This window comes from Caballeronia sp. LjRoot34 (assembly GCF_964253815.1).
Classification (GTDB): domain Bacteria; phylum Pseudomonadota; class Gammaproteobacteria; order Burkholderiales; family Burkholderiaceae; genus Caballeronia.
Genome location: NZ_CAXUSB020000001.1, coordinates 1,768,259 through 1,793,417 on the forward strand (window position 1 = coordinate 1,768,259; position 25,159 = coordinate 1,793,417).

A 25,159-nucleotide genomic window follows, 5' to 3' on the forward strand; every position below is an offset into this window, starting at 1 on the left:
CTTGGGCGGCGCGCCGGCGGCCGATCTCCTTTCTCGCCGGATTCGGCGATGACGCTGCCACAGGGGAACCGCGTCAGTCTATTGGCTAGCTTGCGGAATCAATCGAACGGCTTGGCCAGATCAAGGTGGGAGTGAATGTCGGAGATCAACTGAGACTATCTGAATCCGTAATTTTTAAACGTCCTGTTCCAGACTACTGAGTATCGGTTCTCCGGCATGACATGAACAAAACATGCAATCACGGAGGTCAAAATTCACTGGGATCTTTCCTATGTATCGACAGGAATTCAAATACGGAATTCTTGGTTCACTGAAATACCGAATTTCATTAACGTAGAGCGTTGCATTGCGCTTTCGCGGAGACGGTATTCGACTCGGCTTCCCGTTGTGCTTAGGCGCAGCAGGGTAGTGCGGCCCAAAAAAAGGGGCCAAGTTTTTGTGCGATTTCAGGAGGGCGGTCGTGAGCGGTATAGGTCACAGTTATCGGAGTGAAGTATGTCGTCAGAGGTGATTTCCAGGTCGATCCGGTTGGCGGGGCGGCCACCCGAGTATGGGCGCCCCCAGCAGAATCCGGTGCGCCGCTACGCTGGTATCGCCGTGGTCGTGCTCCTGCATATCTTTTTCATCTGGGCGCTAATGAACGGCCTTGCGAACAAGGTGGTGCAGATTGTTCAGAAGCCGATCGAGACGAAGATCATCGAGCCAGTGAAGCCGCCACCTCCGCCGCCGATGCCGACAGTGCAACTGCCGCCGCCGAAGTTCGCGCCGCCACCGCCGCCGTTTGTGCCGCCGCCTGAAGTGCAGGTCGCGCCTCCGCCTGCGCCGACGATCACCCACCAGTCCGTGCCGTTGCCGACTCCGGTGGCACCACCGCCCCCTGCGCCCGTTGCGCCGCTGGCGCCTGCGAAGCCGGTCAGTCACGTCGTTGGTGTCGTGTGTCCGAACTCGGATGAGGTTCGCCGCTCGATGGGCTATCCGCAGGAAGCGCAGGATAACGACATTACGGGCGACGTGATGATCTCGTTCGTCGTCGACCCGCAGGGGCATGTGACCGACGAGAAAGTCGAGCAGTCTGCCGACCCGATCCTCGACCGCGCAGCCTTCAGTACGGTGAGGAAGTTCAACTGCATTTCGCAAGGTCAGCCGGTCCGCGTACAGGTACCGTTCTCGTTCAAGCTGAACTGAGTGTTGCTTGCACAGTCCGAGTCTGCCTTGATCCAAACCCGTTCGATATCGATGGATGCACCCTCTGGAGCATGTATGAAAAAGCGTTCCTTTGCCGCCGCGGCGGCCAGCCTGCTGATCTCGGCCACGGCCGTCAGCGTCCTCGTTGGTGTCCTCGCTACTCCGCAGGCCGTCCTGGCTCAGACGAGCGCACCGGGCGCCAGCAACGCACCGGCGACGGGCGCGGACCAAGCCGCGGCGCCGCCGCAGACGGCACCGACCGCCGACCAACCCGTGCCGCCGCCGCTCGCGGCCGCGAGCACCGAAGTGACGAATCCGTACGGTCTCGGCGCGCTATGGGCGAACGGTGACTTCGTCGCGCGCTTCGTGCTGATTCTGCTCGTGATCATGTCGATGGGAAGCTGGTACATCATGATCACCAAGTTCCTCGAGCAACTGCGTGCAAACCGCCGCGCGAGAACGGCCGAGGAGCAACTGTGGAGTGCGCCATCGCTCGCGCAGGGTGCGGAACAGCTTGACGCGAACTCACCGTTTCGTTTCATCGCCCAGACGGGGATCGAGGCCGGCGCGCATCACGACGAAGCGTTGCTCGAAGCGGTGGATCGCAACACGTGGATCGACGTGTCCATCGAGCGGGCCATTACCAGCGTGTCGAACCGGCTGCAGGACGGGCTCGCGTTCCTTGGCACGGTGGGCTCGACGGCGCCGTTCGTTGGGCTATTCGGCACGGTGTGGGGAATCTATCACGCGCTCACCGCGATCGGCATCGCCGGCCAGGCGTCGATCGACAAGGTAGCGGGCCCGGTCGGTGAGGCACTGATCATGACGGCGATCGGCCTTGCCGTCGCGGTGCCGGCGGTGCTTGGCTACAACTTTCTCGTGCGTCGCAACAAGTCGGTGATGGAGCGTGTACGTGCATTCGGCGCGCAACTGCATACGGTACTGCTGTCGGGCACGAAACGTCAGGTGCGCGCGGTCGCGAATGCGAAGTAAGCAACCAGCATAGGCGGAGCTAGAAGCCATGGCCATGAACGTTGCACAGGACGGTGACGAGGACGAAGTCATCGCCTCCATCAATACGACCCCTCTCGTCGACGTGATGCTGGTGTTGCTGATCATCTTCCTGATCACGATCCCGGTCGTCACGCACACGGTGCCGGTGCAATTGCCGAGTCAGACGGTGAACCCGCTGCAGACCAAGCCGGACAGCATCGAGATTGCGGTGAACAAGGACGGTTACTTCTTCTGGAACGAGAAGCTGGTCGATGCGTCGACGTTGCTTGCGCGGCTGAAGGTGGCGTCAGTAAAATTGCCGCAGCCTGAGGTGCACGTGCGCGGGGACCAAGCGACGCGCTACGAATTCATTGGGCGAGTGGTCACCGCGTGCGAGCGTGCCGGGATTGCGAAGGTTTCATTTATTACTCAGCCGCCGGCGCGCGGCGGCTAGGAGTCCGAATGGGAATGAACGTATCGTCGGGTGGCAGCGGCGAACCGGAGGTGATGGTCGACATCAACACGACGCCCCTGATCGACGTGATGCTGGTGTTGCTGATCATGCTGATTATCACGATTCCGATCCAGATGCACTCGGTGAAGATGAACCTGCCGGTCGGCAATCCACCGCCGCAGGCTGTGCCGCAGCCGGTCGTGCAGATCGACATCGATTTCGACGGGACGATCACGTGGAACGGCACACCGGTTACGGCCGGTGCCGATCTGGAGAAGCACATGGCCGACGTCGCGGTGCAGTCGGACCAGCCGGAGATCCACCTCTTGCCGAACAAGCTTGCTCCGTATAAGGATGTGGCCGCTGTGCTGGCCGCTGCGCAGCGCGAAGGTGCGACGAAGATCGGACTGGTCGGCAACGAGCAATATATGCAATGAGCGCGCGTGAGCGGTACGCGCGACAATCACTACAGTCAGGCAAGGACGTGGGGGCACAATGATTTTTCGTAGCGTGAGGCGTGCCGCAGCAGCGGCAGCACTCAGTGTTTTTTTTGCGCTGGCGGGGTGGCCCGTCGTCTCTCACTCGGCCGACCCGCTGCGTCCCGAAGTAGCAAAACCGTTGAACGACGCGCAGAACCTGTACCGCGCGCGCAACTATCGCGGTGCGCTCAGCAAGATTTCACAGGCCGCAGCGATACCGGGCAAGACGTCCTATGAGACGCGCGTGATCGAGGAGATGCAGGGCGCGGCGGCAATCGCCTCGGGAGACACCGGCGTCGCTGCCGGGGCTTATGAAGCGCTGCTGTCGTCGGGCGCGCTCGACAGCGCGAGCGCGCAGCAATTCTCGGCGGCGCTCGCCGGAATCTACTTCCAGCAAAAGAACTACGCAGCAGCGATCCGCACCGCGCAGCGTTACCAGAAGGCGGGCGGCACGGATCCGCAGATGCGCGAACTGCAGCAGCAGTCGTATTTCCTGTCTGGTGACTGCGTCAATGTCGTCGCGACGCTGAAGCCGGGCGTCGACGGCGCGCTGAAGGGTGGCCGCGCGCCCTCCGAGTCGCAGTTGCAGATGCTTGCGCAGTGCGCACAGACAACGAAGGACGATAGCGCGCATGGTGAGGCGCTGGCCGCACTTGTTGCGTACTACCCGAAGCCCGCGTACCAGGAGCAGTTGTTCGATACCGTGCGCAGCAAGCCGGGCTATTTCGCATCGCTCGATCTTGACATCTACCGGCTGCGGCGCGCGACCGGCACGCTGACGACAGTGGATCAGTACATGGAGATGACCCAACTCGCGCTCGTCGCCGGGGTACCCGCCGAGGCGAAGCAGGTGATCGACCAAGGTTTTGCGTCGGGCGTGCTCGGGCACGACGCACAGGCCGAGCGTGAGAAGCGTTTGCAGGCGCTTGTCGTCCGGCGTCTGCAGGGGCAGCACGACCCCAACAACCTGCCGGTGGATCCGGTAGATGGTGCGTTGAACCTCGTATTTGCGGGGCAGGCGCAGCAAGGGATTGGTGCGACCTCTGCCGCGGTCGGCAAGGATGCTGCCCATCCAGATGCGGCTCGCCTGCGTCTGGGTGAAGCGTATTACTACGCGGGACAGAAGGCACGCGCGGCGCAGGTGTTCGGCACCGTGAAGGGCGCCGATGGCTCTGCCGACCTTGCGCGCCTGTGGGCGCTAGTCTCGAATAAACGGAGTGAGTAGTTTGCTAATAGTTATCGGTCGGCTACGGGACGCTTATCCGGCGATAATCCGACTTTGTCCGGCCACATGACCAACCGTTTGGCTGGATAGCTCACGTAACGAAGGAAACCTGATGAGCTCCATCCACAACGAAATTGACTTGGATGCCGACGGTCGTCACGTCGGCTATCTGCGCCTGCCTTATTCCGTTCATCGTTCCGCGTATGGCTGGATTCCGATTCCGATCGCATCGATCCGCAATGGCGACGGTCCCGTCGTGCTGCTGATGGGAGGCAATCACGGCGATGAATACGAAGGACAGGTGCTCGTCTCCAGCCTGATCCGCGAAATTGAGCCGCAGTGGGTACGCGGGCAACTGATCTTCCTGCCGATGGCGAATTTTCCTGCCGCGGCTGCGGGCCTGAGGACTTCGCCACTAGACGGTGGCAACCTGAACCGCAGTTTTCCCGGCGATTCACAAGGCCCGCCGACGGCCGCGATCGCAGACTATATCGAGCATACGTTGCTCACCCGCGCACAATATCTGATCGACCTGCATTCGGGCGGCAGTTCGCTTCTCTATGACGGCGCCAATATGCTCGCCATCGAGCCGCGAGACCACGAGGAGGAGGAACGCCTCAAAGTATTGCTCGCGGCCTTCGGGTTACCGCGTGCGTTTCTGCATCGGCCGAATCCGGTTCATGCAGCGACCGCAGCGCGTCGGCAGGGCGCTATCTCGATCCTCACCGAACTCGGCGGCGGCGGTACCGTGCAGGCGAGCCTGCTGCGCGATGCGCGACACGGGCTGCTGAATCTGCTTGGTTTCATCGGACTGCTGAGCGGCCCGCTCGTACCGGACGGCCCCCCCGCGCAGACGCGCTTCTTCACGGTCTCCGGCTCGCGCCATTACGTGTATGCCTATGATCGCGGCGTATACGAGCCGCTCGTTGATCTAGGCGACCAGGTGGTCGCGGGCCAGCCAGCGGCGCGCATTCATTTCCCCGACACGCCGTTACGTGAACCGGTCACTACTTTCTTTGCGGGAACGGGCGAAGTTGTCTGCAAACGCGTGCCGGCCACGGTGGAGCGTGGCGATTGTCTGTTTCATCTCGCCGAGGCAGTCGGAAAGTAGTGCCAAATAAAGTTTTCTGCTGATACCGTGGAAATGCACATGTCGCATCGACGGGGAAACTGCGCCGTCGCGTCATTGATTGTAATATTAATTACATATATGAAAGAATAAGAAAATAAATCAGCGATCGAGATGTTCTTTAGATTCAAATATTTAACCATAAGGCAGAATTTAGCTGCCGGTGTCATTATTTATATCTGTTTTATATTTGAAAGAAATATGAAATAAATTCGTGATGACTATCCTGGAAATTCGAATGTTTCGTCAGCGACGGAAACCGCGTGTCTGCAGAGTGATTAATGACGTGAATTATATATACGGTTTTCTTTGAATAACGATTCGTTAAATGTTTGGTTCATTCCCCATCGGCTGCCTGTTATCGTATTTTCAGTTCGGCGGAGTACGGGCCGGACGGAATAGAGATTCAACAACGAGATAAACAGGGGCAATCGATTCCCTTATCGGCCATGACCTACACGATTATTGATACCACATTGCTGGATCCAATTGCGCGACCCCTCTTGGATGCGCTGCAGGTCGAATACGCGAGCCGTTATCGCGAGTTTCGGCCCGACAGCTCAGCATCGGCAAGTGAGGAAATGATGCGTTACCCGGCCGAGTCGTTCGCGCCGCCCGATGGGGCATTCATTGTGATCGTGCGTGACGGGGAGACGGTCGGCGGCGGTGCGTTCAAGCGCTATGACGCAACCACTGCGGAGCTCAAGCGGATCTGGACGCATGCCAGCCAGCGTCGTCAGGGACTGGCCCGTCTCGTCGTGCACGAACTCGAGGTGCGTGCGTTGCGCCAGGGATATCGCCGCGTCTACTTGACCACGGGCTTCAGGCAGCCGGAAGCAACTGGACTTTATCTCAATACGGGTTATGAACCTCTGTTCGATCGTTCGATCGCGCCGGAGATCCATTTTCGTCTTCCGTTTGGCAAGGATTTGCTGGAACCCGGCCGCGTCGATTCGTTGCACGACCTGGTTCAGTCCGAGCCGCTCGGCCTTCCGAAGTAGTGCGTGAAACGCATCGCTTAAACCGCCTATACCAACTATATCAACGGGACATATCAAGTCATGAAGCAAGGCCGGAATATTCTGTCGGCAGTGGCCACAACGTTCGTCGCACTGGCGGTGGGTTTAGCCAGCACAGCAATGGCTGCAACCTCAGCCACGACCGTAAGCACATTCAATCTGAGTCCGGATCAGCACGACCGTGTCCGAGCCACGCCAGACGCCGCAGCAATCAAGGCCGTTCCCGCTGCGTTTCCGTTCGCCGAGAAGGGTGAACTGGTTATCGGCATGGCAGTGGCGTGGCCGCCGCTCGGTGTATACGCAACCGATAACGAGACGGTTGTCGGCTTCGACCCAGACCTCGCGCAACTGGTGGCCGACGGTTTGGGGCGCAAGCTGAAAATCGTGGTGCTCGCATGGGAAGACTGGCCGCTTGCCCTACAGTCGGGCAAGGTCGACGCAGTGTTGTCCAACGTGACTGTGACAGAAGAACGCAAGCAGAAATTTGATTTCTCGACCTATCGACGCGACGTGCTCGGGTTCTACGTGACCAATTCAAGCCCGATCAAGGCGATCCGTGAGCCGAAGGATGTCGCCGGTCTGCGGATCATTACCGATTCAGGAACGAACCAGGAAAAGATTCTGCTCGAATGGGACAAGGAAAACGTCGCGCATGGGCTGAAGGCGGTGCAGGTTCAGTATTACGACGATCTTGCCGTACGGGATGTGGCACTTCGCTCGGGACGCGCGGATGCGATCCTGAGCGTCAATTCGGGACTCGCGTATGAAGCTGCGCAGAAAGGCGGGATACGCGCAGTCGGCACGATAAGCGGGGGCTGGCCGATTCAGGCCGACGTCGCGATCACCACACGCAAGGGTAGCGGACTTGCTGCGCCACTCACGCTGCTGCTGAACGATCTCATTCACAGCGGACAATACACTCAGGTACTCGACCGCTGGAATCTGGGTTCCGAAGCGATCGATACGGCCAAGACGAATCCTCCGGGATTACCCAAGAGCTAAGGCATCGAGGCAGCGGTCGCTGCTTCGATGATGCTCAGTTCTATTTCATTAGTATCACTAAAAATACCTTGGCGCATGGCTTAAATCAGCCGGTGTGCTGCAGCATGGTATCCACTCATAACCAACGGGATAGTCGATGCGCGGGGCAAACAGGAAGAATCGGGCCGAACAGCCGGTCAATGGGGTTCGCAAGAAAATGCTATCGGTTGCCGTGCTGGCAATCACGTGCAACGGCGCGGCGTGGGCGCAGGACGCGCCTGCACAGGGGCAAACGTCGCCGGCCGCAGAGGCGCCTGCGGTCAATCAAACGACGCCACCGGCATCTGCCGCGACGCAGTCTGGCTCTGGGGACACGGTGCGGCAGGACACGGTGGTCGTGACGGGCACGCGCACCGATACAAAGGCAAGCCAGAGTCTGACCCCGATCGATGTAATCAGCGGCTCGCAGTTACGCTCTACCGGGCAGAGCAATTTGCGCGATGCGCTGGTCCAATTGTCGCCGTCGATCTCGCGCGAGAGCTATGCGGGCGACGCCGCAGTGCTCACCGACGCGTTGACGCTCCACGGCCTGAGTCCGGATCACGTACTCGTGCTCGTGAACGGTAAGCGTCGCCATACCACGGCAAATATTGCGCTCGACGGCGGATTGAATCAGGGTTCGACCGGTGTCGATATCGACATGATTCCGGTGGGACTGATCGATCACATTGAAGTCCTACGCGATGGAGCCGCGGCGCAGTACGGCTCGGATGCCATCGCGGGCGTCATCAACATCATCCTGAAGAAAAATTCACACGGGGGTGAACTGCAGTCGACGAACGGCCAGACCTATGCCGGCGATGGCTTCAAGACCAGCAATTCCGCGAGTGTCGGCCTCGATCTGGGTGGTAAGGGGTTTCTAGACCTGAGCGCAGAATATGATCGCCAGAACCATACGATACGTACCGGGCCTGACGATTATTTCGGCACCTTCAAGCCGGGGCACGGTTATTACAACCCGATCGAGGGCGATCCCGCCAGCACGCGCGAATCAGTCGGTTACAACGCTGGGTATTACCTCGGTGACGACGTCGAGTTGTATGGCTTCGGAACGTATGCGCATCGCGATGCGCAGGCCTACCAGAACTATCGCCCGCCTTCAGTACTGCCGACGGTCTATCCGGGCGGGTTTGTGCCGAGGGAGACGATTAGCGAAAACGACTTTTCCGTTACTACGGGTATCAAAGGTCAGAATCTGTTCGGATGGTCGTGGGATTTGAGTACGACCTACGGCGGCGATCATGACGTCGTCGGATTGGAAAACTCGGCGAATACGGGGTTATACGCGTCGCAAGGATATACGCCGTCAAGCTTCCATCTGTCTACGGTCAGCAACACGCAACTGACGAACAACCTCGATTTCTCGCGGGCATTCCAACTGCCGCTACTCCCGGCGCCGGTGAACGTCTCGTGGGGTGTTGAGCAGCGTCGCGAGACCTATTCTGTGGGAGCGGGCGATTACGCCTCCTATATCGATGGCGGTGCGCAGGCGCTGCCGGGTCTTGCTCCGGTCAGCGCGAGTGACAACTCGCGCAACGTGGTCGGCACGTATATCGATCTATCGACACATCTGGCACCAAAATGGACTGTTGATCTGGCCGGACGCTTCGAGCATTACAGTGACGTAGGCAGTACGACGAACGGAAAGTTCTCGACACGCTACGATTTCACGCCGGCTATTGCTGTGCGTGGCAGCGTCAGCACCGGATTCCGTGCCCCGTCGCTGGCCGAGGAATACTACAGCAACGTGAATGAATCGCCGGCATCGGTCAGTGGGCTGCTCGCGGCAAATTCGGCGGCGGCTAAGCTGATCGGCGCCCAGCCGCTGCAATCGGAAAAGTCGACCAACTATAACGTCGGCCTTGTGCTAACGCCGGCGAAGGATCTTCACGTGACGCTGGACGCTTATCAGATCGACATCCGTAACCGGATCGTCGAAGGCGGCACGGCGTCGGGCGATGCTGCGATCGCAGCAATGGAGGCTGCGGGCCTGTCAGTGCCAGGCTCGGTCCCCGCGTCAGCGGTATCGGCGAGCTACTTCACGAACGGCGCGAGCACGCGTACCCGCGGGATCGACCTGACAAGTACCTACCATACAGGCTTCGGCGCGTATGGGCAGGTGGACTGGGACCTGGGCGTCAACATCAACAACACCTCGGTCACGCATGTAGCGAACGGACCGAACGGACAGCCCGAACTTAACGCGCAGCAGGTCGCCTGGCTGAGCACATCAACGCCAAAGAACAAGATCATCATTGGTGGGACGTGGCATCGAGACAAGTGGGCTGTGACTTTGCACGAGACACGTTTTGGTTCCACGACCAGTCAGGAAACCTACATCGTTGGGGCAAATGCATTCTCGACCACCCAGTTCCTCCAATTCAAGAATGCAGCCAGATATATAACCGATCTCGAGGTTCGCTACGATGTGACGAAGAAGTTCCAGATCGCGCTGGGGGCGAACAACCTGTTCAACGCGTACCCGAGCAAGCTGCCCTTCGAGGCTCAGCTCGAGGGTGCCCAGTACGACGCATTTGCATCGACGATCGGCGAGAACGGTGGCTTCTACTATCTGCGCGCCCGTTACCAGTTCTGACGTTTTCTTTATATGCATAGCAAGATTTGCTCGAACGATTCTCTACCCCGATAGCCATAATGGGATACGGGTGTTGTTCAGAAAATTCCCTAAAACTTTTTCCCGATGCACCCGCGGGTGCGCTGGAAGGGCCTGATATGTCGTATTCACTTTCGATTCTCGACAAGAGTCCGATCGCCGACGGAACAAGCGCCTATGACGCGCTGCGCTTTACCGTCCAGCTTGCGCAGCGTGCCGAGGCGTTGAATTACAAGCGTTACTGGATTGCCGAGCATCATGGAGCGCCGGGGCTCGCTAGCTCGGCGCCGGAGATTGTCGTGTCGCATCTGCTCGCACATACCTCGCGTATCCGCGTTGGTTCCGGTGGCGTGATGCTTCAGCATTACAGCCCTTTCAAGGTTGCGGAGTCGTTCCGGGTGCTGGCATCGCTCGCGCCGGGTCGCGTAGATCTTGGCGTTGGCAAGGCGCCGGGCGGCCTGCCCTTGACGACTCGCGCGTTGCAATGGTTTCACGACAAGGAAAAGAAACCCGACTTCCGGGGGCAGCTCGCGGAACTCGACGCGTTTCTGAAGTCGGGTGTTGATGAAGATCATCCGCTTGCTGGAGCAGTTGCGTTTCCTGCGCCGCCCGAGGCCCCGCAGGGCATCCTGCTGGGCGCCAGCCCCGAGAGCGCCGCGCTCGCAGCAGAGTACGACTGGCAATTCTGTTACGCCGGTCATTTCAATCGCGATGAGGTCAACCTCCAGCGTTCGATCGACACCTATCGCAACGCGACCGGTCGCACGCCGTTGCTTGCGCTTTACGCCTTTGCAGCGGAGTCGAAGGCTGAGGCCGCGCGTCATGTCGGACCGCTGCGGATTTTCAAGCTGCAGCTTGCAACCGGGCAGAGCGTCAACCTCCCCAGTCCGGAGGCCGGCGCGGAGTTCGCCCGGCAGGTCGGCGTGACCGACTACAAGATCAACGAGCTGCATCCCCACCTCATTACCGGCACCGCGGACGATGTGCGCCAGGAACTCGACGCATTGCATGAACGCTTCGGTATTGAGGAATTCGTGATCGACAGCCCGGTTGCGGATTACGCGCTGCGCCTGGCTTCAGTCGAAGCGCTGGCCGGTGCGCGGCAGACCGCCCGCGTCTGATTTTTTTGCCCCCCATTCCCGTTTAACGGATCAAAACATGACTCAGCGAAACCTCACTTTCGGCATCATGCTGCACGGCGCAGGCGGCCACATGAATTCATGGAAGCATCCCGCCGGCCCTGCGGATGCGAGCGTCAATCTCGATTTCGTCACCGGTATCACGCAGAAGGCCGAGGCTAACGGCGTTGCGTTCGCGTTCGTGGCCGATGGGCTGTATATCAACGAGAAGTCGATTCCCCACTTCCTGAACCGCTTTGAGCCTATCTCGATCCTGTCGGCGCTCGCTACCGCGACCTCGAAGATCGGTCTTGCGGGCACGCTTTCGACTTCGTACAGCCATCCGTTTACGGTGGCGCGCCAGTTCGCGTCGCTCGACCTCATCAGCGGCGGCCGTGCGGGTTGGAACGTCGTGACGTCGCCGCTTGAAGGTTCCGCGAAGAACTATGGCGGTGAGCATCCTGATCACGAACTGCGCTACGAGATTGCCGACGAATATCTGCAAGTGGTGCAGGGACTATGGGACAGCTGGGACGACGACGCATTTGTGCGCGAGCGCGAGAGCGGGCGTTTCTTCGATCGCGACAAGCTGCATACGCTCGATCACAAAGGCAAGTTTTTCCAGGTCGCCGGGCCAATCAATATCCAGCGTTCGCCGCAAGGCCAGCCCGTGATCTTCCAGGCGGGCGCGTCCGAGTCGGGAATTGCGCTCGCCGGCAAGTATGCGGACGCGGTATTCACGCCCTCGCCATCGCTTGAAGAGACGCGGGAATTTTCGGAGAAGGTACGTCAAAGCGCGGTCGAGCACGGGCGCGCGGCCACCGATGTGAAGATCTTTCCGGGTATCGGCCCGATCGTCGGCACGACGGCAGAAGAAGCCGAAGCGAAGTATCGCGCCATCCGCGATTTGCTGACCATCGATGACGCGCTTGCTTATCTGGGGCGCTTCTTCGAGCACCATGACTTTACGCAATACGCGCTCGACGAGCCGTTCCCGGATCTCGGCGAGCTTGGCACGAACAGCTTCCGTTCAGCGACCGATCGCATCAAGGCCGACGCCAAGCGCACGGGCGCCACCCTGCGCGAGGTTGCGCTGGAAGTGGCGACACCGAAGTCGCAGTTCATCGGTACGGGCGAGCAGATCGCCGACGAACTGATCCGCTGGTTCGATGCCGGCGCCGCTGACGGTTTCATCCTCGGGTTCCCGGTGCAGGCTGAAGGATTCGCCGATTTCGTCCAGTACGTGATTCCCGCGCTAGAGGCACGTGGCCGCTACAGCCGCACGCTGACCGGGACAACGCTGCGCGATCACCTCGGCTTGCCGCGCCGCGAGAGCCGCTATGCGAACGCGGAAACGGCATGACGAAGGGCTTACCACCCAGGAGGAGGGGATTATGAGCGATACCACCCAGCAGCTTGCCGGCCAGGTCGTCCACTCGGGCCACCCGAACGAAGACGCGGCAGGTCGCGACTACGCGCACTATCGGATTGTCCCGGCACGGCATCATGCACGCACGGCCGGAACGGTGCTAGCGATCGTGCTGATTGGTGTCGTACTGAATTCGGTATTGGGTAATCCGCGCTGGGGCTGGGGTGTCTTTGCGCAGTGGTTTCTCGCGGGGCCGGTACTCTCGGGCCTCGGCCGGACGCTCGTGCTCACGGCGCTCAGCGCGCTCTTTGGTTTTACGCTTGCGATCCCGCTTGCCTTGGCGCGGGTATCTCGTTCACCGTTGCTGGCTGGCTGCTCGTGGGCGTTCATTTGGTTGTTCCGCTCGATCCCGCCGATTGTCCTGCTGCTCTTGCTGAACAACCTCGGCTATCTGTACGAGACGATCTGGATCGGCGTGCCGTTCACGCACATTGCACTACTGAATGAATCGACGACGAACCTGATCAGTCCGTTCTTTGCGGCAGTGCTCGGGCTCACGCTGAACGCCGCGGCATTCTCGGCGGAGGCAATTCGCGGAGGGATCCTGTCCGTCGATCACGGGCAACGTGAAGCGGCCGCCGCACTTGGCTTGCCGGGCGGCCGTCAAGTGCGGCGCATCGTGATGCCGCAAGCGATGCGTGCGATCCTGCCGACCGCGTTCAACGACGTGATTGGCCTAGCGAAAGGCACATCGGTCGTCTACATTCTCGCGATGCCAGACTTGTTCTACACGGTGCAGATCATCTATCACCGCAATCTGGAAGTCATCCCGCTGTTGATGGTCGCAACCGTCTGGTATCTGGTCATCCTGACCGTGCTATCGGCGATCCAGGTTCATATCGAACGGTACTTTGCGCGTGGCGCGACACGCGAGCCGGTCGTGCGCTCGCCGCTGACCGCGCTGCTCGGAGGGTGGCGCCGCGCGCGCGCTGCGCGCAGGGAAAGTGCTGCTAAACAGCCGGAAGGGCAACATCGCACGGTGGCTGACTCGGGCGCGGCCGGCTGGGCGCAGCTGCGGGTCGGCGGCAAGGTGGGCATCCATAACGTATCGAAGAGCTTCGGCACCCTCAAGGTGCTCGACGACGTCTCGCTGGCGTTTCCTTCGGGAAGCGTCACTGTGATCCTCGGTCAATCGGGCTCAGGCAAGTCGACCCTGCTGCGCTCGATCAACCACCTTGAACGCGTTGACGACGGCTTTATCGACATCGATGGCGAACTGGTTGGGTATCGCAAGGACGGGCGCACGCTTTACGAGCTCAAGGAAAAGGACATCCTGGAGCGGCGTCGCGCTGACGTCGGGATGGTGTTCCAGAGCTTCAACCTGTTCCCGCACCTGACTGTGCTTGACAACGTTATCGAAGCGCCGTTGGCGGCTGGGGTGCCGCGCGCTCAGGCTGAGGGGGAAGCGCGCACGTTGCTCGCGCGCGTGGGACTCACGGGCAAGGCTGACGCGTGGCCGCGCCAGTTATCCGGAGGCCAGCAGCAACGCGTGGCGATTGCTCGCGCACTTGCGCTCAAGCCGAAGGTCCTGCTTTTTGACGAGCCGACATCGGCACTCGATCCGGAGCTCGTCAACGAGGTGCTGGACGTCATTCGTCAGCTTGCGCGCTCCGGCACGACGCTGATCATCGTCACGCACGAGATCGGGTTCGCGCGCGAGGTCGCCGACACGATCGTATTCATGGACGCCGGACGTATCGTGGAATCCGGATCGCCGGCCAGCGTGCTTGGCGACCCCGCTCATCCCCGCACCCGTGAATTCCTCTCAAAGGTGCTGTAGCACTTTTAGCACCTTGCAACTATTGATACCAGAATATCCCGACGATGACAAAGCGAAGAGTATTCCTAACCAATGTAACGGTATTTGCCGCCGCTACAATAATCTGGCCGGCCGGGCGCGCCTTGGCCGGAACCCGGTCGTTCGACTTCAGCCCGGAACAGCGTGGACGGTTGCGGGCTCCAAAGAATCCGTCAGCTGTCCGGCTGTTGAGCAATGGCTACCGTCCTGTCGAGGCGGGCGTGCTGACGGTTGCCGTCGCGCCATTTGCAGCACCGCTCGCAACCTATGCGACGGACGCACGCACCATTGTGGGTTCGGATCCGGATTATGCGCTGCTAGTGGCCGATACTTTGGGCCTGAAGCTGGAATTCGTGCCTGTCGCATGGGCGGATTGGCCGCTGGGCCTCACCTCCGGCAAATACGACGCAGTGATCTCGAACGTGGGCGTGACCGAGCAGCGCAAGGAGAAATTCGATTTTTCGACCTATCGTCTCGGCTTACACGCGTTCTATGTACCCGTGGCCAGCTCGATCCAGTCGATACGCATCCCAAAGGATATCGCGGGGCTCCGTATCATTACGGGTTCTGGAACAATCCAGGAGCGCATCCTGCTCGAATGGAATAACCAGAACGTAGCCCAGGGACTCAAGGCTGCGACCCTCCAGTATTTTGATGATTTGGACTCGGCATCGCTCGCGCTGTTGTCCAATCGCGCCGATGCAACTTTCAATCCCCACGCGCCACTCGCCTACGCGGCGGCGACGCAAGGAAAAATTCGCCTGGTGGGCACCGTGAATGCGGGTTGGCCACTACGGGCCGACGTGGCGATTGCATCGCGCAAGGGCTCCGGACTCGCGCAGGCGCTGACCGAGGCGACTAATGGGTTGATCGCCGGAGGTCAATATAGGGCGGCGCTCGCCCGGTGGGGCCTCGAAACCGAAGCAATCGAGCGCTCGGACACTAATCCGCCAGGATATAAGGATTCCTGATCAAGTGGGAAAAGGTGACTTATCCAATAAACTAATACGCGTCAAGACAAAGGTTCGACATGTGCGCGGCACGCATTGACCATATTGCATTTCTGACACCTGGGAATTATCCGGATGAAAGCCCGGAGGCGGGATTCGAGCGAACGCTCGAACTGTTTGGCGTGGGTGAGGCACTCGGCTATGACAGCGCCTGGGTGCGTCAACGTCATCTCGAGCGTGCCGTGTCATCCGCCGCGACCTTTCTTGCCGCAGCAAGTCAGCGTACCACGCGAATCGGGCTGGGTTCGGCGGTCATCCAGATGGGATATGAGAATCCATTCAGGCTGGCGGAGGACCTGGCAACCGTGGACGTGCTGTCGAAGGGGCGACTCAATGTCGGGCTCAGCGCGGGTGCGCCGAACCACGGCGCCTTGTTGAGTGAGCGGCTGTTCGACACGGATCCCGACCTGATCGATTTCTCACATGAGCGGGTGGCGCGCTTGCGCCGGAATTTGTCAGGGGACTGGCTCGGAGACGAGGACACCTTTGTCGAATCGGCGGCCGGGCGGGTTCGACCGCGCGTATCGCCGTACGCGCGGGGGCTGACTGACCGGCTGTGGTATGGCGGTGGCTCACGGCGATCGATCGAATGGGCAGGACGTAACGGCTTCAATCTGTTGATCGGCAACATTACTACGGGCGAGGGGACCGACGATTACCGTGAAGCCCAATTGCAACAACTTGATCTGTTCCACTCTAACTGGAACGAAGTGCGTACGCCGCGTGTCGCGCTGGGGCGTGTCATCGTTCCCGTAGATGGCGCCGACGTCCAGACACGGCAACGCTATCAGTCCTTCGCGGAAGGACGCCACGCACGTACGCTGGCCCCGTTTGGCGAGCGGCGCATATTGTTCATTCCTGATCTCGTGGGGACCGCGGACGAGATCGTTGAGCGCCTGCTCGCGGATCCCGTAGTGGCGGGAGTGCGGGAGCTGCGTCTTGAGTTGCCCTACGATCTACCGTTCGAGAACTATCATCAGATTCTGGAAGATTTCGCTACTCGTATAGCACCCCATCTTGGGTGGAAGTCGTCAGCCGTGCGGGAGGCTGTGACGACATAAGTGCGGCCAGGCGGCTCGGGACGCGGGTGTCGACGAGGTTACCGCGACGGGAATATGGCCTCGTGATCAATGCTTCTCACGCTGCGCATATTGATGCTGGACCTGGCTGCGGCTCCCACAAGGAATGTTTTCGTTCGCACGCGCAGAGGCGAACCTGTTGCCCAGCAATGCGGGTTTCGACATGTCTCTGATCGCTTTATATTCGATCAGCCATCTTCGAACCCGGCTAACTCAACATCGTCGTTGAGCGATCGTCTCTGTCGGCTACGACGCCTTCGATATCTATCTCACCGCAGGCCAACATGTTTGTCGCCGTCCAGGTCCGCCAGGCGTGGCTGGATATCTGGTCGTGCGCCTATGGAAAGGCGACGTGCCAGTTTCGCTGTGACGATGTCTTGCCACCTTGGCGGTTTTTATAAAAACGCCGAACTGCGCATGGGATTTCATCGCCCGCGAGGCATCGAGACATATGCATATACGTCTTTAAATTCATGACTATCTCGGAATTAATTGGTTGAAGGATGTGACTTTGACAGATCAGTATCTGCTCGCTTAACTAACTAATTCAGACACTTTCTCGCGCAATGATGCGTGCGCCGCACAGGGTGTTAATTTTTCCCACGGGGTCGATAATTATGCATGGAAGACGTTCAGCAAGGCTGGGTTGTGGGCCTATTGCGGGTTGGCGGCGCAAGACAATTTCGCTGGCGGTCGCCACCTACGCGTGCAGCGGTGCCGCCTACGCGCAGAGCGAGGCCGGGCCGTCTGTGGCGCAGCCGGCTAGTACTGCGCAGCAATCGCGCGAGCAGGATGGCGTGCAGGTTCAGGATCGGGTAGTGGTGACGGGAACGCGTACAGCGACGAAGGCATCCAAGAGTCTGACACCGGTGAATGTGATTACGGCCGAGCAGTTGCAGAGCACTGGCCAGACTGATCTGCGCGACGCACTGGTTTCCCTGTCGCCGGCAATCCAGCGTCAGGCCATGGGTGGCGCGCAAGCCGCTCTGGTCGACGTACTTACGTTACATGGCCTGACGCCTGACCAGGTGCTGGTACTCGTGAACGGCAAGCGCCGGCATTCGACCGCGACTATTTCCCTTAACCCCGGCCCGCAGCAAGGTTCCACGGGAGTCGACATCGACCTGATTCCCGCGAGTGCTGTCGACCATGTGGAAATCCTGCGTGATGGTGCCGCCGCACAGTATGGTTCCGATGCGATCGCGGGGGTGATTAACATTATTCTCAAGTCGGACACCAAGGGTGGTTCTATCGAAACGTCGACCGGGCAAACCTATCAGGGCGACGGTCTCCATCAAGACGAGTCCGCCCATTACGGACTTGCCCTCGGACCGGGCGGGTTCCTGGATCTGAGCGCAGAAGTGTCGCATGAGAATCATACGGACCGGACCTCTCAGTATGCTCACACCGGAGCGCTCGCCGGGTCGGTCAGCAACATCTATTTTGGCGATCCGGCGAGTACGCGTGAGGTTGTCGGCTTCAACGCCGGTTATTACCTTGGTGACAATGTAGAACTTTACGGATTCGGTACCTATGCCCACAAGGACGCGGCCAGCTATCAGTCGATCCGGGGCTCCGGCGTCTTGCCTGCAGTTTATCCGGGCGGGTTCATACCGCAAGACCTGCTTAACGAAAACGATTTCTCGGTCACGGCCGGTGCTAAGGGCGACAACCTGCTGGGCTGGAAGTGGGATTTGAGTACGACCTACGGCGGCGACTACGCTCATTTCAGCCAGGCGACGTCGGAGAATCTAGGCTTATATCAGGCAACGGGCCAGACGCCGACCAACTTTTACATCGGCAATCAGCAGAACACCGAGTGGACCAATAACCTTGATTTCACGCGGCCGTTCAATGTTCCCCTATTACCGGCACCCGTCACCGTGTCGTTCGGCTTTGAGCAGCGCACCGAGGGCTATTCGGTCGGCGCGGGCGAGCCGGATGCGTATCTGTACGGAGGCACGCCGGCGTTGGTTGGTTTGACCGCCGCGAGCGCGAGCAACAATACGCGCGACGTACTCGCCACCTATATCGATCTGGCGACCAAGATCACGCAACAATGGCAAGTCGATCTGGCAGGACGTTTCGAGCACTATAGCGACGTGGGTGATACGACGAACGGCAAGATCTCGACCCGTTACGATTTCACTCCATGGCTCGCGCTGCGCGGTAGTGTTGGCACCGGGTTCCGTGCACCCACGCTCGCAGAGGAATACTACACAACGATTAGCCCGACGCCGACTTCGGCGTTCGCATTGCTGGCTGCGAATTCGGCCGCGGCAAGATCGCTCGGTGCGCAGCCCCTGAAGCCCGAGAAGTCGACCAGCTACAACTTGGGTCTCGTGTTGACTCCGACGCGCGATATCAACGTGACGGTCGATGCCTATGAAATTGATATCCGTAATCGTATTGTCGAGGGCGGTTCGCAGGCGGGCCAGGCAGCAATCAACGCCATCGGCCTGGCGGGATTCTCAACCCCGCTGGGCATCCCGGCTTCAGCTATTTCGGCCAGCTATTTCACTAACGGTGCGAATACTCGCACCGATGGCGTCGATCTGGCGGCGACCTACCATACATACATCGGGCAATATGGCACGATTGATTGGGACGTGGGTGTCAACTTCAACAACACGTCGTTGACGCATCTCGCTGCGGGAGCCAACGGCCAGCCGCTCCTGAATGCCAAGCAGATCGATTACCTGACGAGTGGGACACCGAAGAGCAAGATCATTATTGGCGGCATTTGGAATTGGGGCAAGTGGGGAGTATCTCTGCATGAAACGCGCTTCGGTACCACGTCGGCGGAGGAGTCCTATAGTACCGGCCCTAATGCAGGCTCGGTCTCCGTATTCATACCGTTCAAAAACAAAGTGGAATACACCACTGACCTTGAGACTCGTTTCGAAGTAACGAAGCACTTCGAGGTGGCGGTAGGCGCGAAGAATCTGTTCAATGAATATCCCAACAAGTTGCCCCTGGCTGCTCAATATGCAGGGGCTGATATCGATCCCACGACGTCCGCGATTGGTATGGACGGTGGCTTCTACTACCTGCGCGCGAAGTACCTGTTCTAGTGCCGTTTGACCAGGAAATCTGGGCATTTTAGCTGGTCACAGGAAACATGTTCCGTACGCGACGCAGGTTCATGGCCGCTGCGCCGCAGGGCGGGCTCCGTCAGCTCTCGTAATCGCTTATCAGAACCATTCATATTCCTGGATCAATTTCTTCGTGGCTATTCCGGTACAGGACCGGGAGAATCTTTTGCTTCTCTGACCAGACTACAGGAGGATTGTTCACCATGAGCCGAGATTTACTGCTGTTGCTGGAACCGGGCTTCGCCGATCCCGCTCACCCGGGCGAGCGTTTTGTCTGCCCACATGGCGTGGCGATCGAAGGGTTGCTCGCGAGCGACCACGCCCGCGTTGTGCGGCTAGACGTGAAGCACATTCCGTTTTTGCGGCCCAGGCGCGACGTGATCGCGGCTCTCGACGATGAGCATCAGGGGCTGCCGGTACTCGTGCTAGGTAACGAGTATCCCATACCCGACGACGCTCAGACACTCGGCGACAAGCACTTCGTCACCGATACGAAGCGGATTCTTGCGTTGCTGGCCGAGCGGCACGGCTTCCCGAAGGTCCATTAAATCCATTAAATCCATTAAATCTGTTGACGCGCCGTGCTAGTTTGCGGTGCGCGCAACTATGTTGATCACTCTCATTATTTCCAGGAGGTAATGATGTCCACCCTGGATACGGCCTATATTCCAACCAGTGGGCAGCCCGGGCAGACTACCCTTGACTGGATCCGCACTCTCGTATCGATCGATACGACAAGCCGCTTGCCGAACCTCGGTTTGATCGAAACGGTACGCGATGAACTGAGGCGCCATGGTATTGACGCGACGCTCATACACGACCAGCGCGACGGTTGGGCAAATCTGTTCGCTACCGTACCGGCACACGACGGTTCGACCGATGGCGGGATCGTGCTTTCGGGCCATACCGACGTGGTGCCGGTCGTGGGCCAGCAGTGGGACAGCGATCCGTTTCAGCCCGAGATCCGCGACGGCCGGCTCTATGGCCGGGGCACCTGCGACATGAAGGGTTTCGTCGGCAGCACGCTTGCGCTGCTGCCGGAGATGCTCGACGGGAAGCTCCTGCAACCGGTGCACTTCGCGCTGTCGTACGACGAGGAAATTGGCTGCGTTGGTGCCCCGTACATGGTTGCCGATCTGAAAAGGCGTGGCCTGCGTCCGGCAGGCTGTATTGTTGGTGAGCCCACCGGCATGCGCACGGTGATCGCGCACAAGGGCATCAATACCTACCAGTGTTGCGTGCGCGGCCACGCCGCCCATTCGTCACTGACGCCCAATGGGCTGAACGCGATCGAATACGCGGCGCGGCTGATCTGCCACATCCGGGACATCGCCGATCAGTTCCGCGCGCAAGGACCGTTCGATGAGTTGTTCGACGTGCCCTTCACGACCGCGCAGACAAGCCTGATCGAAGGGGGCAACGCGATCAACACGGTGCCGGCCGAATGCCGCTTTTCATTCGAGTTCCGCAATCTTCCGGCGCTCGAGCCGCAACAGATCATCGCCCGGATCGAATCTTATGCGCGCGATACGCTGCTGCCGGCAATGCGCCGCGAGCATCCGGACGCCGCGATCGAGTTCCGGCAGATGTCGTCGTCGCCGGGGCTGGACGCCTCCGAAGAGGCTGCGATCACGCAGCTTGTGCGCGCACTCACGGATGACCGGCAGAAGCGCAAGGTTGCGTACGGCACCGAAGCCGGGCTGTTCGCCCAGGCAGGCATTCCGACCATCGTATGCGGGCCGGGTTACATCGAGCAGGCGCATCGCGCCAACGAGTATGTCGAGCTCGCGCAACTGGCGAGCTGCGAGCGTTTCGTGCGACGGCTCATTGGCAGTCTGAAGGAGCCGTATGGCGTCGATGCGCATATGGAAGGCGGACGATCCGCTCCATGACCGGCGTGCCGCCGTCGTTACAGACTCGCACCTCTTTCGTCAATGTCAGGTGACTACCTTATGAATCAAGTGCATCAAGCGAACCGGGCGACCTCCGCTTCCGTTGCCTCACGGCAGATTCACCTCGGTGCTGTTATTGGGGGGCCCGGCGGCCACTACGCCGGCTGGCGGCATCCCGATGCGGTCATCGATGCAAGCATCAACCCCGACTTCGTCAAGGACGTGGCGCGCAAGGCCGAAGCCGGCAAGTTCGACTTCGTGTTCGTCGCCGATGGACTTCACATCAATGCGAAGTCGGTTCCGCACTTCCTCAACCGCTTTGAACCGCTCACCCTCTTGTCGGTGCTAGCCGCGATCACTGAACGGATCGGCCTTGTCGGCACGTTGTCCACGTCTTACAGCGAGCCGTTCACCGTGGCGCGCCAGTTCGCGAGCCTCGACCACCTCAGCGGCGGCCGTGCCGGCTGGAATGTCGTGACTTCGCCGCTGGAGGGCTCGGCACGCAACTTCTCGCGCGAGAGCCATCCGGAACATGGCGAACGCTATCGCATTGCGGCTGAGTATCTCGACGTCGCGAAGGGCTTGTGGGATTCATGGGAGGAGGGCGCGTTCATCCGTGACCGTGCCAGCGGCGCCTTCTTCGACCCGGCCAAACTGCATACGCTGGACCATAAGGGCAAGTACTTCTCGGTGGAGGGCCCGCTCAATGTCGGGCGCACTCCGCAGGGGCGGCCAATCCTGTTCCAGGCGGGCGCCTCGGAGGATGGCAAGCACCTCGCCGCTGCTCACGCCGATGCTGTATTTACGCATCATGAGACGCTCGCCGAGGCCCAGACGTTTTACGCCGAATTGAAGCACGAGCCGGACGGCATTGGCCGGGGCGCACACGAGCTGAAGATATTTCAAGGGGTGGGTGTGATCCTGGGCGATAGCGCGCAAGAGGCGGAGCGCCGCTATCAGGAAACACTGGAGCTGATCACCATCGACAGCGCACTGGATCATCTCGGCCGCTTCTTCGAGCACCACGACTTCAGCCAGTATCCGTTGGACGAAGCGTTTCCCGACATTGGCGAGCTCGGTAGTAACAGCTTTCGTAGCGGGACCGACGGCATCAAGCGTAAAGCCCGCGAGCGCGGCTTGACGCTGCGTCAGGTCGCGCTGGAGTCGGCCGCACCGCGACCGCGCTTTATCGGCACGCCCGAGGTGGTGGCAGACGGTTTGCAGGAGTGGTTCGAGTCTCGCGCCGCGGACGGATTCGTCATCATGGGGGGCACGCCAGGCGCATTCGACGAGTTTGTCGACCAGGTGGTGCCTATCTTGCAGAAGCGCGGTCTTTATCGCACGGACTATCAGGGCAGTACGCTACGGGAACACCTGGGCTTGCCGTATCCCGCGAATCGCTACGCGCAGGCACAGGGGTAAGAGATGGCAGCCACATACCCGTCAACCGGGCAGGATGAGCGCTTCGCCTATGTTTCGGTTCACGATCCATTGGCTCGCCCTTTGTTCGATGAACTGATCTTCGAATACAGTAGCCGTTACGAAGGGTTTATCAAGCCGGGCGAGATCGAAAACGAATTGCGACGCTATCCCCCCGAGGCGTTTGCTGCGCCGCATGGCGCCTTCCTGTTGCTGCTGCGAGACGGGCAAGCAATAGCGGGAGGCGCACTCATGAAACATTCCGATCCTGGCACCACTGAGTTCAAGCGCATCTGGGCCAGCCGCAACCATCGCCGTCAAGGCCTTGCGCGGCGCGTGCTGGCCGAACTCGAGGCGCAAGCTTTACGCCTGGGGTACACACGGGTGTTCCTCGGTACCGGTCCGCGTCAGCCCGAGGCCATTGCGCTCTACCAGACCAGCGGCTATACGTTGCTGTCGGCGCACGACTTCGGTGAGGAGGAGCCGCCGGGCTTCCTGTTCGAGAAACAGTTGTCGTGAGGCTACCGCATCGGCAATTGCACAAGACGGGCGTTAAGACACCTGCGCAGTCCGGCGGCAATGCAAGCGTCGTTCTCGGCATCTGCGTCGCGATGGGCTTCACTACGCTGCTCGACCAGGCAATCTTCGCACTGGCCGTTCCCCGGCTACGCGATGGTCTCCATGCGTCCGTGTCCCAGCTGCAACTGATCATATCGATCTACTCGGTGGCCTTTGGCGTAGCGCTGGTCCCGGCCGGGCGCTTGGGCGATATCATCGGCCGCAGATTGCTGTTCCTGATCGGGTTGTCGATGTTTGCCGGTTTCAGTGTGCTCGGCGGCCTAGCCTGGAGCGCGCAAACGGTCATCGCGGCGCGGCTGCTGCAGGGGCTGGGAGCGGGCATCATCAACACGCAGGTGCTGGGGCTGATTCAGGACCTGTTCCAGGGTGAAAGCCGCGCGAAAGCACTTGGCCGCTACGCTTCGGCCGGCGGGATGTCCGGCGCCGTCGGGCCTCTGGTTGGCGGGCTGGTGCTCGCATTTGCACCGCCAGATATCGGCTGGCGCCTGCTGTTTTTGATCAATGTTCCGTTTGGCGCTGTCGTCTTCTTCCTCGCGTTGCGGCACTTGCCCGGGAGCCGGCCGCAGCCCGGCCGGTTCTCCCTGGATCCAGGCGGGCTGGCATTGCTAAGTGTCATCACGCTGGCGTTGATGCTCGCCACCCTGGTCGGCAGCACAGGCTCCATTCCGGCCCGAGCCTATCTCGGCGCCGCTGCGGCTGGCGTGCCGTTGTTTGTCTGCTGGGAGGTGTACTACCAGCGTCGCGGCGGTTCACCGATTCTCGCGCGCGGCCTCATTCGTTCGCCTGGCTACGTGCTGGGCTCCGTGGTGGCCATGTTCCAGTTCGCCTCTGGTCTTACGTTAGGCATCGTCAGCGCGCTATTTTTTCTTGATGGCCTGCGAATAGGGCCTTTGCTGTTTGCGGCCCTGTCGGTGTCTTCAGCGCTGGGCATGCTGGTGTCGTCCGCCAGGAGCTGGCGTTTCGTCAGCCGTTTCGGCCGCGTCGGCGTCGCATCCGTCATCGCCATCTTTGCCGTCCTGGTTGCATTGGAGGCCGTGGCGATCCTGCTGCTGCCGGTAGCGGGAATACTCTTCGCCTATCCGGTCATCGGGCTTCTGCAAGGGGGCGCGAGCGGCCTGATCCACGCACCGAACCAGGTGATGACGCTAGCCGAGGCAGGCGAGGGCGAGGGGCGTGGACTCGCGGCTGGATTTCTGCAGTTGTCCCAGCGTCTGGCCTGCTCGATCGGGATGTCGTGGGGGGCGGGCATCTTTCTCGTGAAGCTGAGCAGCGGAGCCAGTTTGACGTCTTATCGTTCGGCGTTCGTGGCCGCGCTGATTCTGGTTCTCGCCCTCACTGGAGGGGCGCTGCTCGCTGCTCTGGCCGATACGCTGCGCCGGCGTTTGGCGATTCCGCCCGATGAAGGTCGATCCGGCGGCTCGACTGTCCCGGCGGCGCTGCCCGGGCACACGTTGGGTGGCACTCTGGATGTCAGTGAGCCATAGGAGGTTGGCCAGGACTGTTGTTCAAAGCCCGGTCCTTCAGCGATCTGAACGCGTGAGACCGACCTCGCCCGCGCCTATGAGTCGCGCTGATGACGGTCTTCACTGCCGGCAGTCAGC

General features: G+C 60.3%; 20 protein-coding genes. All 20 read left to right on the forward strand.

The genetic code is table 11. The annotated features are described in order from the left end of the window. Positions 1–495: 495 nt before the first annotated feature. The 20 genes from ACSQ36_RS07955 to ACSQ36_RS08050 all read left to right on the forward strand — a co-directional run bounded on the left by ACSQ36_RS07955 (position 496) and on the right by ACSQ36_RS08050 (position 25,042). The gene (locus ACSQ36_RS07955; protein ID WP_436181494.1) at positions 496–1,185 is read left to right on the forward strand and encodes an energy transducer TonB; all 690 of its coding nucleotides are present in this window, start codon (positions 496–498) and stop codon (positions 1,183–1,185) included. Between the two features lie 75 nt (positions 1,186–1,260). Beyond that, complete coding sequence (locus ACSQ36_RS07960) at positions 1,261–2,178, forward strand: MotA/TolQ/ExbB proton channel family protein (RefSeq protein ID WP_436181495.1); 918 nt, start codon at positions 1,261–1,263, stop codon at positions 2,176–2,178. A 28-nt stretch (positions 2,179–2,206) separates the two neighbouring features. Next, positions 2,207–2,632 (forward strand): ExbD/TolR family protein, encoded by a 426-nt coding sequence (locus ACSQ36_RS07965; protein ID WP_436181496.1) that lies wholly within the window; start codon positions 2,207–2,209, stop codon positions 2,630–2,632. 8 nt (positions 2,633–2,640) lie between these two features. Then, positions 2,641–3,069, forward strand: coding sequence for an ExbD/TolR family protein (locus ACSQ36_RS07970; RefSeq protein ID WP_436181497.1), 429 nt, complete (start codon positions 2,641–2,643; stop codon positions 3,067–3,069). Positions 3,070–3,127: 58 nt separating this feature from the next. Further along, positions 3,128–4,336 carry a tetratricopeptide repeat protein gene (locus ACSQ36_RS07975; protein WP_436181498.1) on the forward strand — a complete coding sequence of 403 codons (1,209 nt, stop codon included), beginning with the start codon at positions 3,128–3,130 and terminating at the stop codon, positions 4,334–4,336. Positions 4,337–4,448: 112 nt separating this feature from the next. Next, complete coding sequence (locus tag ACSQ36_RS07980; RefSeq protein ID WP_436181499.1) at positions 4,449–5,447, forward strand: succinylglutamate desuccinylase/aspartoacylase family protein; 999 nt, start codon at positions 4,449–4,451, stop codon at positions 5,445–5,447. A 467-nt stretch (positions 5,448–5,914) separates the two neighbouring features. After that, a complete protein-coding gene (locus tag ACSQ36_RS07985) occupies positions 5,915–6,466 on the forward strand; it encodes a GNAT family N-acetyltransferase (protein ID WP_436181500.1) in 552 nt (183 codons plus the stop codon). A 60-nt stretch (positions 6,467–6,526) separates the two neighbouring features. Then, positions 6,527–7,486, forward strand: coding sequence for an ABC transporter substrate-binding protein (locus ACSQ36_RS07990; RefSeq protein ID WP_436181501.1), 960 nt, complete (start codon positions 6,527–6,529; stop codon positions 7,484–7,486). A gap of 136 nt (positions 7,487–7,622) precedes the next feature. Continuing rightward, the gene (locus tag ACSQ36_RS07995) at positions 7,623–10,121 is read left to right on the forward strand and encodes a TonB-dependent receptor plug domain-containing protein (protein ID WP_436181502.1); all 2,499 of its coding nucleotides are present in this window, start codon (positions 7,623–7,625) and stop codon (positions 10,119–10,121) included. Between the two features lie 137 nt (positions 10,122–10,258). Further along, on the forward strand, positions 10,259–11,260 hold the full coding sequence (locus tag ACSQ36_RS08000; RefSeq protein ID WP_436181503.1) for an LLM class flavin-dependent oxidoreductase: 1,002 nt from the start codon (positions 10,259–10,261) through the stop codon (positions 11,258–11,260). A gap of 37 nt (positions 11,261–11,297) precedes the next feature. Continuing rightward, entirely contained in the window at positions 11,298–12,620 is a 1,323-nt protein-coding gene (locus tag ACSQ36_RS08005) for an LLM class flavin-dependent oxidoreductase (protein ID WP_436181504.1), read from the forward strand. A 31-nt stretch (positions 12,621–12,651) separates the two neighbouring features. Further along, complete coding sequence (locus tag ACSQ36_RS08010; RefSeq protein ID WP_436181505.1) at positions 12,652–14,466, forward strand: amino acid ABC transporter permease/ATP-binding protein; 1,815 nt, start codon at positions 12,652–12,654, stop codon at positions 14,464–14,466. 44 nt (positions 14,467–14,510) lie between these two features. Continuing rightward, the gene (locus ACSQ36_RS08015; RefSeq protein ID WP_436181506.1) at positions 14,511–15,455 is read left to right on the forward strand and encodes an ABC transporter substrate-binding protein; all 945 of its coding nucleotides are present in this window, start codon (positions 14,511–14,513) and stop codon (positions 15,453–15,455) included. Between the two features lie 59 nt (positions 15,456–15,514). Further along, the gene (locus ACSQ36_RS08020) at positions 15,515–16,555 is read left to right on the forward strand and encodes an LLM class flavin-dependent oxidoreductase (protein ID WP_436181507.1); all 1,041 of its coding nucleotides are present in this window, start codon (positions 15,515–15,517) and stop codon (positions 16,553–16,555) included. 635 nt (positions 16,556–17,190) lie between these two features. Further along, positions 17,191–19,647: a TonB-dependent receptor plug domain-containing protein gene (locus ACSQ36_RS08025; protein ID WP_436181508.1), complete on the forward strand. Its 2,457-nt coding sequence runs from the start codon at positions 17,191–17,193 to the stop codon at positions 19,645–19,647. 224 nt (positions 19,648–19,871) lie between these two features. Then, positions 19,872–20,216: a DUF3088 domain-containing protein gene (locus ACSQ36_RS08030; protein ID WP_436181509.1), complete on the forward strand. Its 345-nt coding sequence runs from the start codon at positions 19,872–19,874 to the stop codon at positions 20,214–20,216. 93 nt (positions 20,217–20,309) lie between these two features. Next, the gene (gene argE, locus ACSQ36_RS08035; RefSeq protein ID WP_436183124.1) at positions 20,310–21,560 is read left to right on the forward strand and encodes an acetylornithine deacetylase; all 1,251 of its coding nucleotides are present in this window, start codon (positions 20,310–20,312) and stop codon (positions 21,558–21,560) included. 60 nt (positions 21,561–21,620) lie between these two features. After that, positions 21,621–22,982, forward strand: a complete 1,362-nt coding sequence (locus ACSQ36_RS08040; RefSeq protein WP_436181510.1) for an LLM class flavin-dependent oxidoreductase — start codon at positions 21,621–21,623, stop codon at positions 22,980–22,982. A gap of 3 nt (positions 22,983–22,985) precedes the next feature. Beyond that, on the forward strand, positions 22,986–23,498 hold the full coding sequence (locus ACSQ36_RS08045) for a GNAT family N-acetyltransferase (RefSeq protein WP_436181511.1): 513 nt from the start codon (positions 22,986–22,988) through the stop codon (positions 23,496–23,498). After that, entirely contained in the window at positions 23,495–25,042 is a 1,548-nt protein-coding gene (locus ACSQ36_RS08050) for an MFS transporter (protein WP_436181512.1), read from the forward strand. The genes ACSQ36_RS08045 and ACSQ36_RS08050 overlap by 4 nt, the downstream gene beginning before the upstream one ends. Positions 25,043–25,159: the final 117 nt, after the last annotated feature.

What these genes read in the sequence shown, in the direction of transcription:
- ACSQ36_RS07955 (WP_436181494.1), top strand. Translation starts at nt 496, where the DNA reads ATGTCGTCAGAGGTGATTTCCAGGTCGATCCGGTTGGCGGGGCGGCCA.
- ACSQ36_RS07960 (WP_436181495.1), top strand. Translation starts at nt 1,261, where the DNA reads ATGAAAAAGCGTTCCTTTGCCGCCGCGGCGGCCAGCCTGCTGATCTCG.
- ACSQ36_RS07965 (WP_436181496.1), top strand. Translation starts at nt 2,207, where the DNA reads ATGGCCATGAACGTTGCACAGGACGGTGACGAGGACGAAGTCATCGCC.
- ACSQ36_RS07970 (WP_436181497.1), top strand. Translation starts at nt 2,641, where the DNA reads ATGGGAATGAACGTATCGTCGGGTGGCAGCGGCGAACCGGAGGTGATG.
- ACSQ36_RS07975 (WP_436181498.1), top strand. Translation starts at nt 3,128, where the DNA reads ATGATTTTTCGTAGCGTGAGGCGTGCCGCAGCAGCGGCAGCACTCAGT.
- ACSQ36_RS07980 (WP_436181499.1), top strand. Translation starts at nt 4,449, where the DNA reads ATGAGCTCCATCCACAACGAAATTGACTTGGATGCCGACGGTCGTCAC.
- ACSQ36_RS07985 (WP_436181500.1), top strand. Translation starts at nt 5,915, where the DNA reads ATGACCTACACGATTATTGATACCACATTGCTGGATCCAATTGCGCGA.
- ACSQ36_RS07990 (WP_436181501.1), top strand. Translation starts at nt 6,527, where the DNA reads ATGAAGCAAGGCCGGAATATTCTGTCGGCAGTGGCCACAACGTTCGTC.
- ACSQ36_RS07995 (WP_436181502.1), top strand. Translation starts at nt 7,623, where the DNA reads ATGCGCGGGGCAAACAGGAAGAATCGGGCCGAACAGCCGGTCAATGGG.
- ACSQ36_RS08000 (WP_436181503.1), top strand. Translation starts at nt 10,259, where the DNA reads ATGTCGTATTCACTTTCGATTCTCGACAAGAGTCCGATCGCCGACGGA.
- ACSQ36_RS08005 (WP_436181504.1), top strand. Translation starts at nt 11,298, where the DNA reads ATGACTCAGCGAAACCTCACTTTCGGCATCATGCTGCACGGCGCAGGC.
- ACSQ36_RS08010 (WP_436181505.1), top strand. Translation starts at nt 12,652, where the DNA reads ATGAGCGATACCACCCAGCAGCTTGCCGGCCAGGTCGTCCACTCGGGC.
- ACSQ36_RS08015 (WP_436181506.1), top strand. Translation starts at nt 14,511, where the DNA reads ATGACAAAGCGAAGAGTATTCCTAACCAATGTAACGGTATTTGCCGCC.
- ACSQ36_RS08020 (WP_436181507.1), top strand. Translation starts at nt 15,515, where the DNA reads ATGTGCGCGGCACGCATTGACCATATTGCATTTCTGACACCTGGGAAT.
- ACSQ36_RS08025 (WP_436181508.1), top strand. Translation starts at nt 17,191, where the DNA reads ATGCATGGAAGACGTTCAGCAAGGCTGGGTTGTGGGCCTATTGCGGGT.
- ACSQ36_RS08030 (WP_436181509.1), top strand. Translation starts at nt 19,872, where the DNA reads ATGAGCCGAGATTTACTGCTGTTGCTGGAACCGGGCTTCGCCGATCCC.
- argE (WP_436183124.1), top strand. Translation starts at nt 20,310, where the DNA reads ATGTCCACCCTGGATACGGCCTATATTCCAACCAGTGGGCAGCCCGGG.
- ACSQ36_RS08040 (WP_436181510.1), top strand. Translation starts at nt 21,621, where the DNA reads ATGAATCAAGTGCATCAAGCGAACCGGGCGACCTCCGCTTCCGTTGCC.
- ACSQ36_RS08045 (WP_436181511.1), top strand. Translation starts at nt 22,986, where the DNA reads ATGGCAGCCACATACCCGTCAACCGGGCAGGATGAGCGCTTCGCCTAT.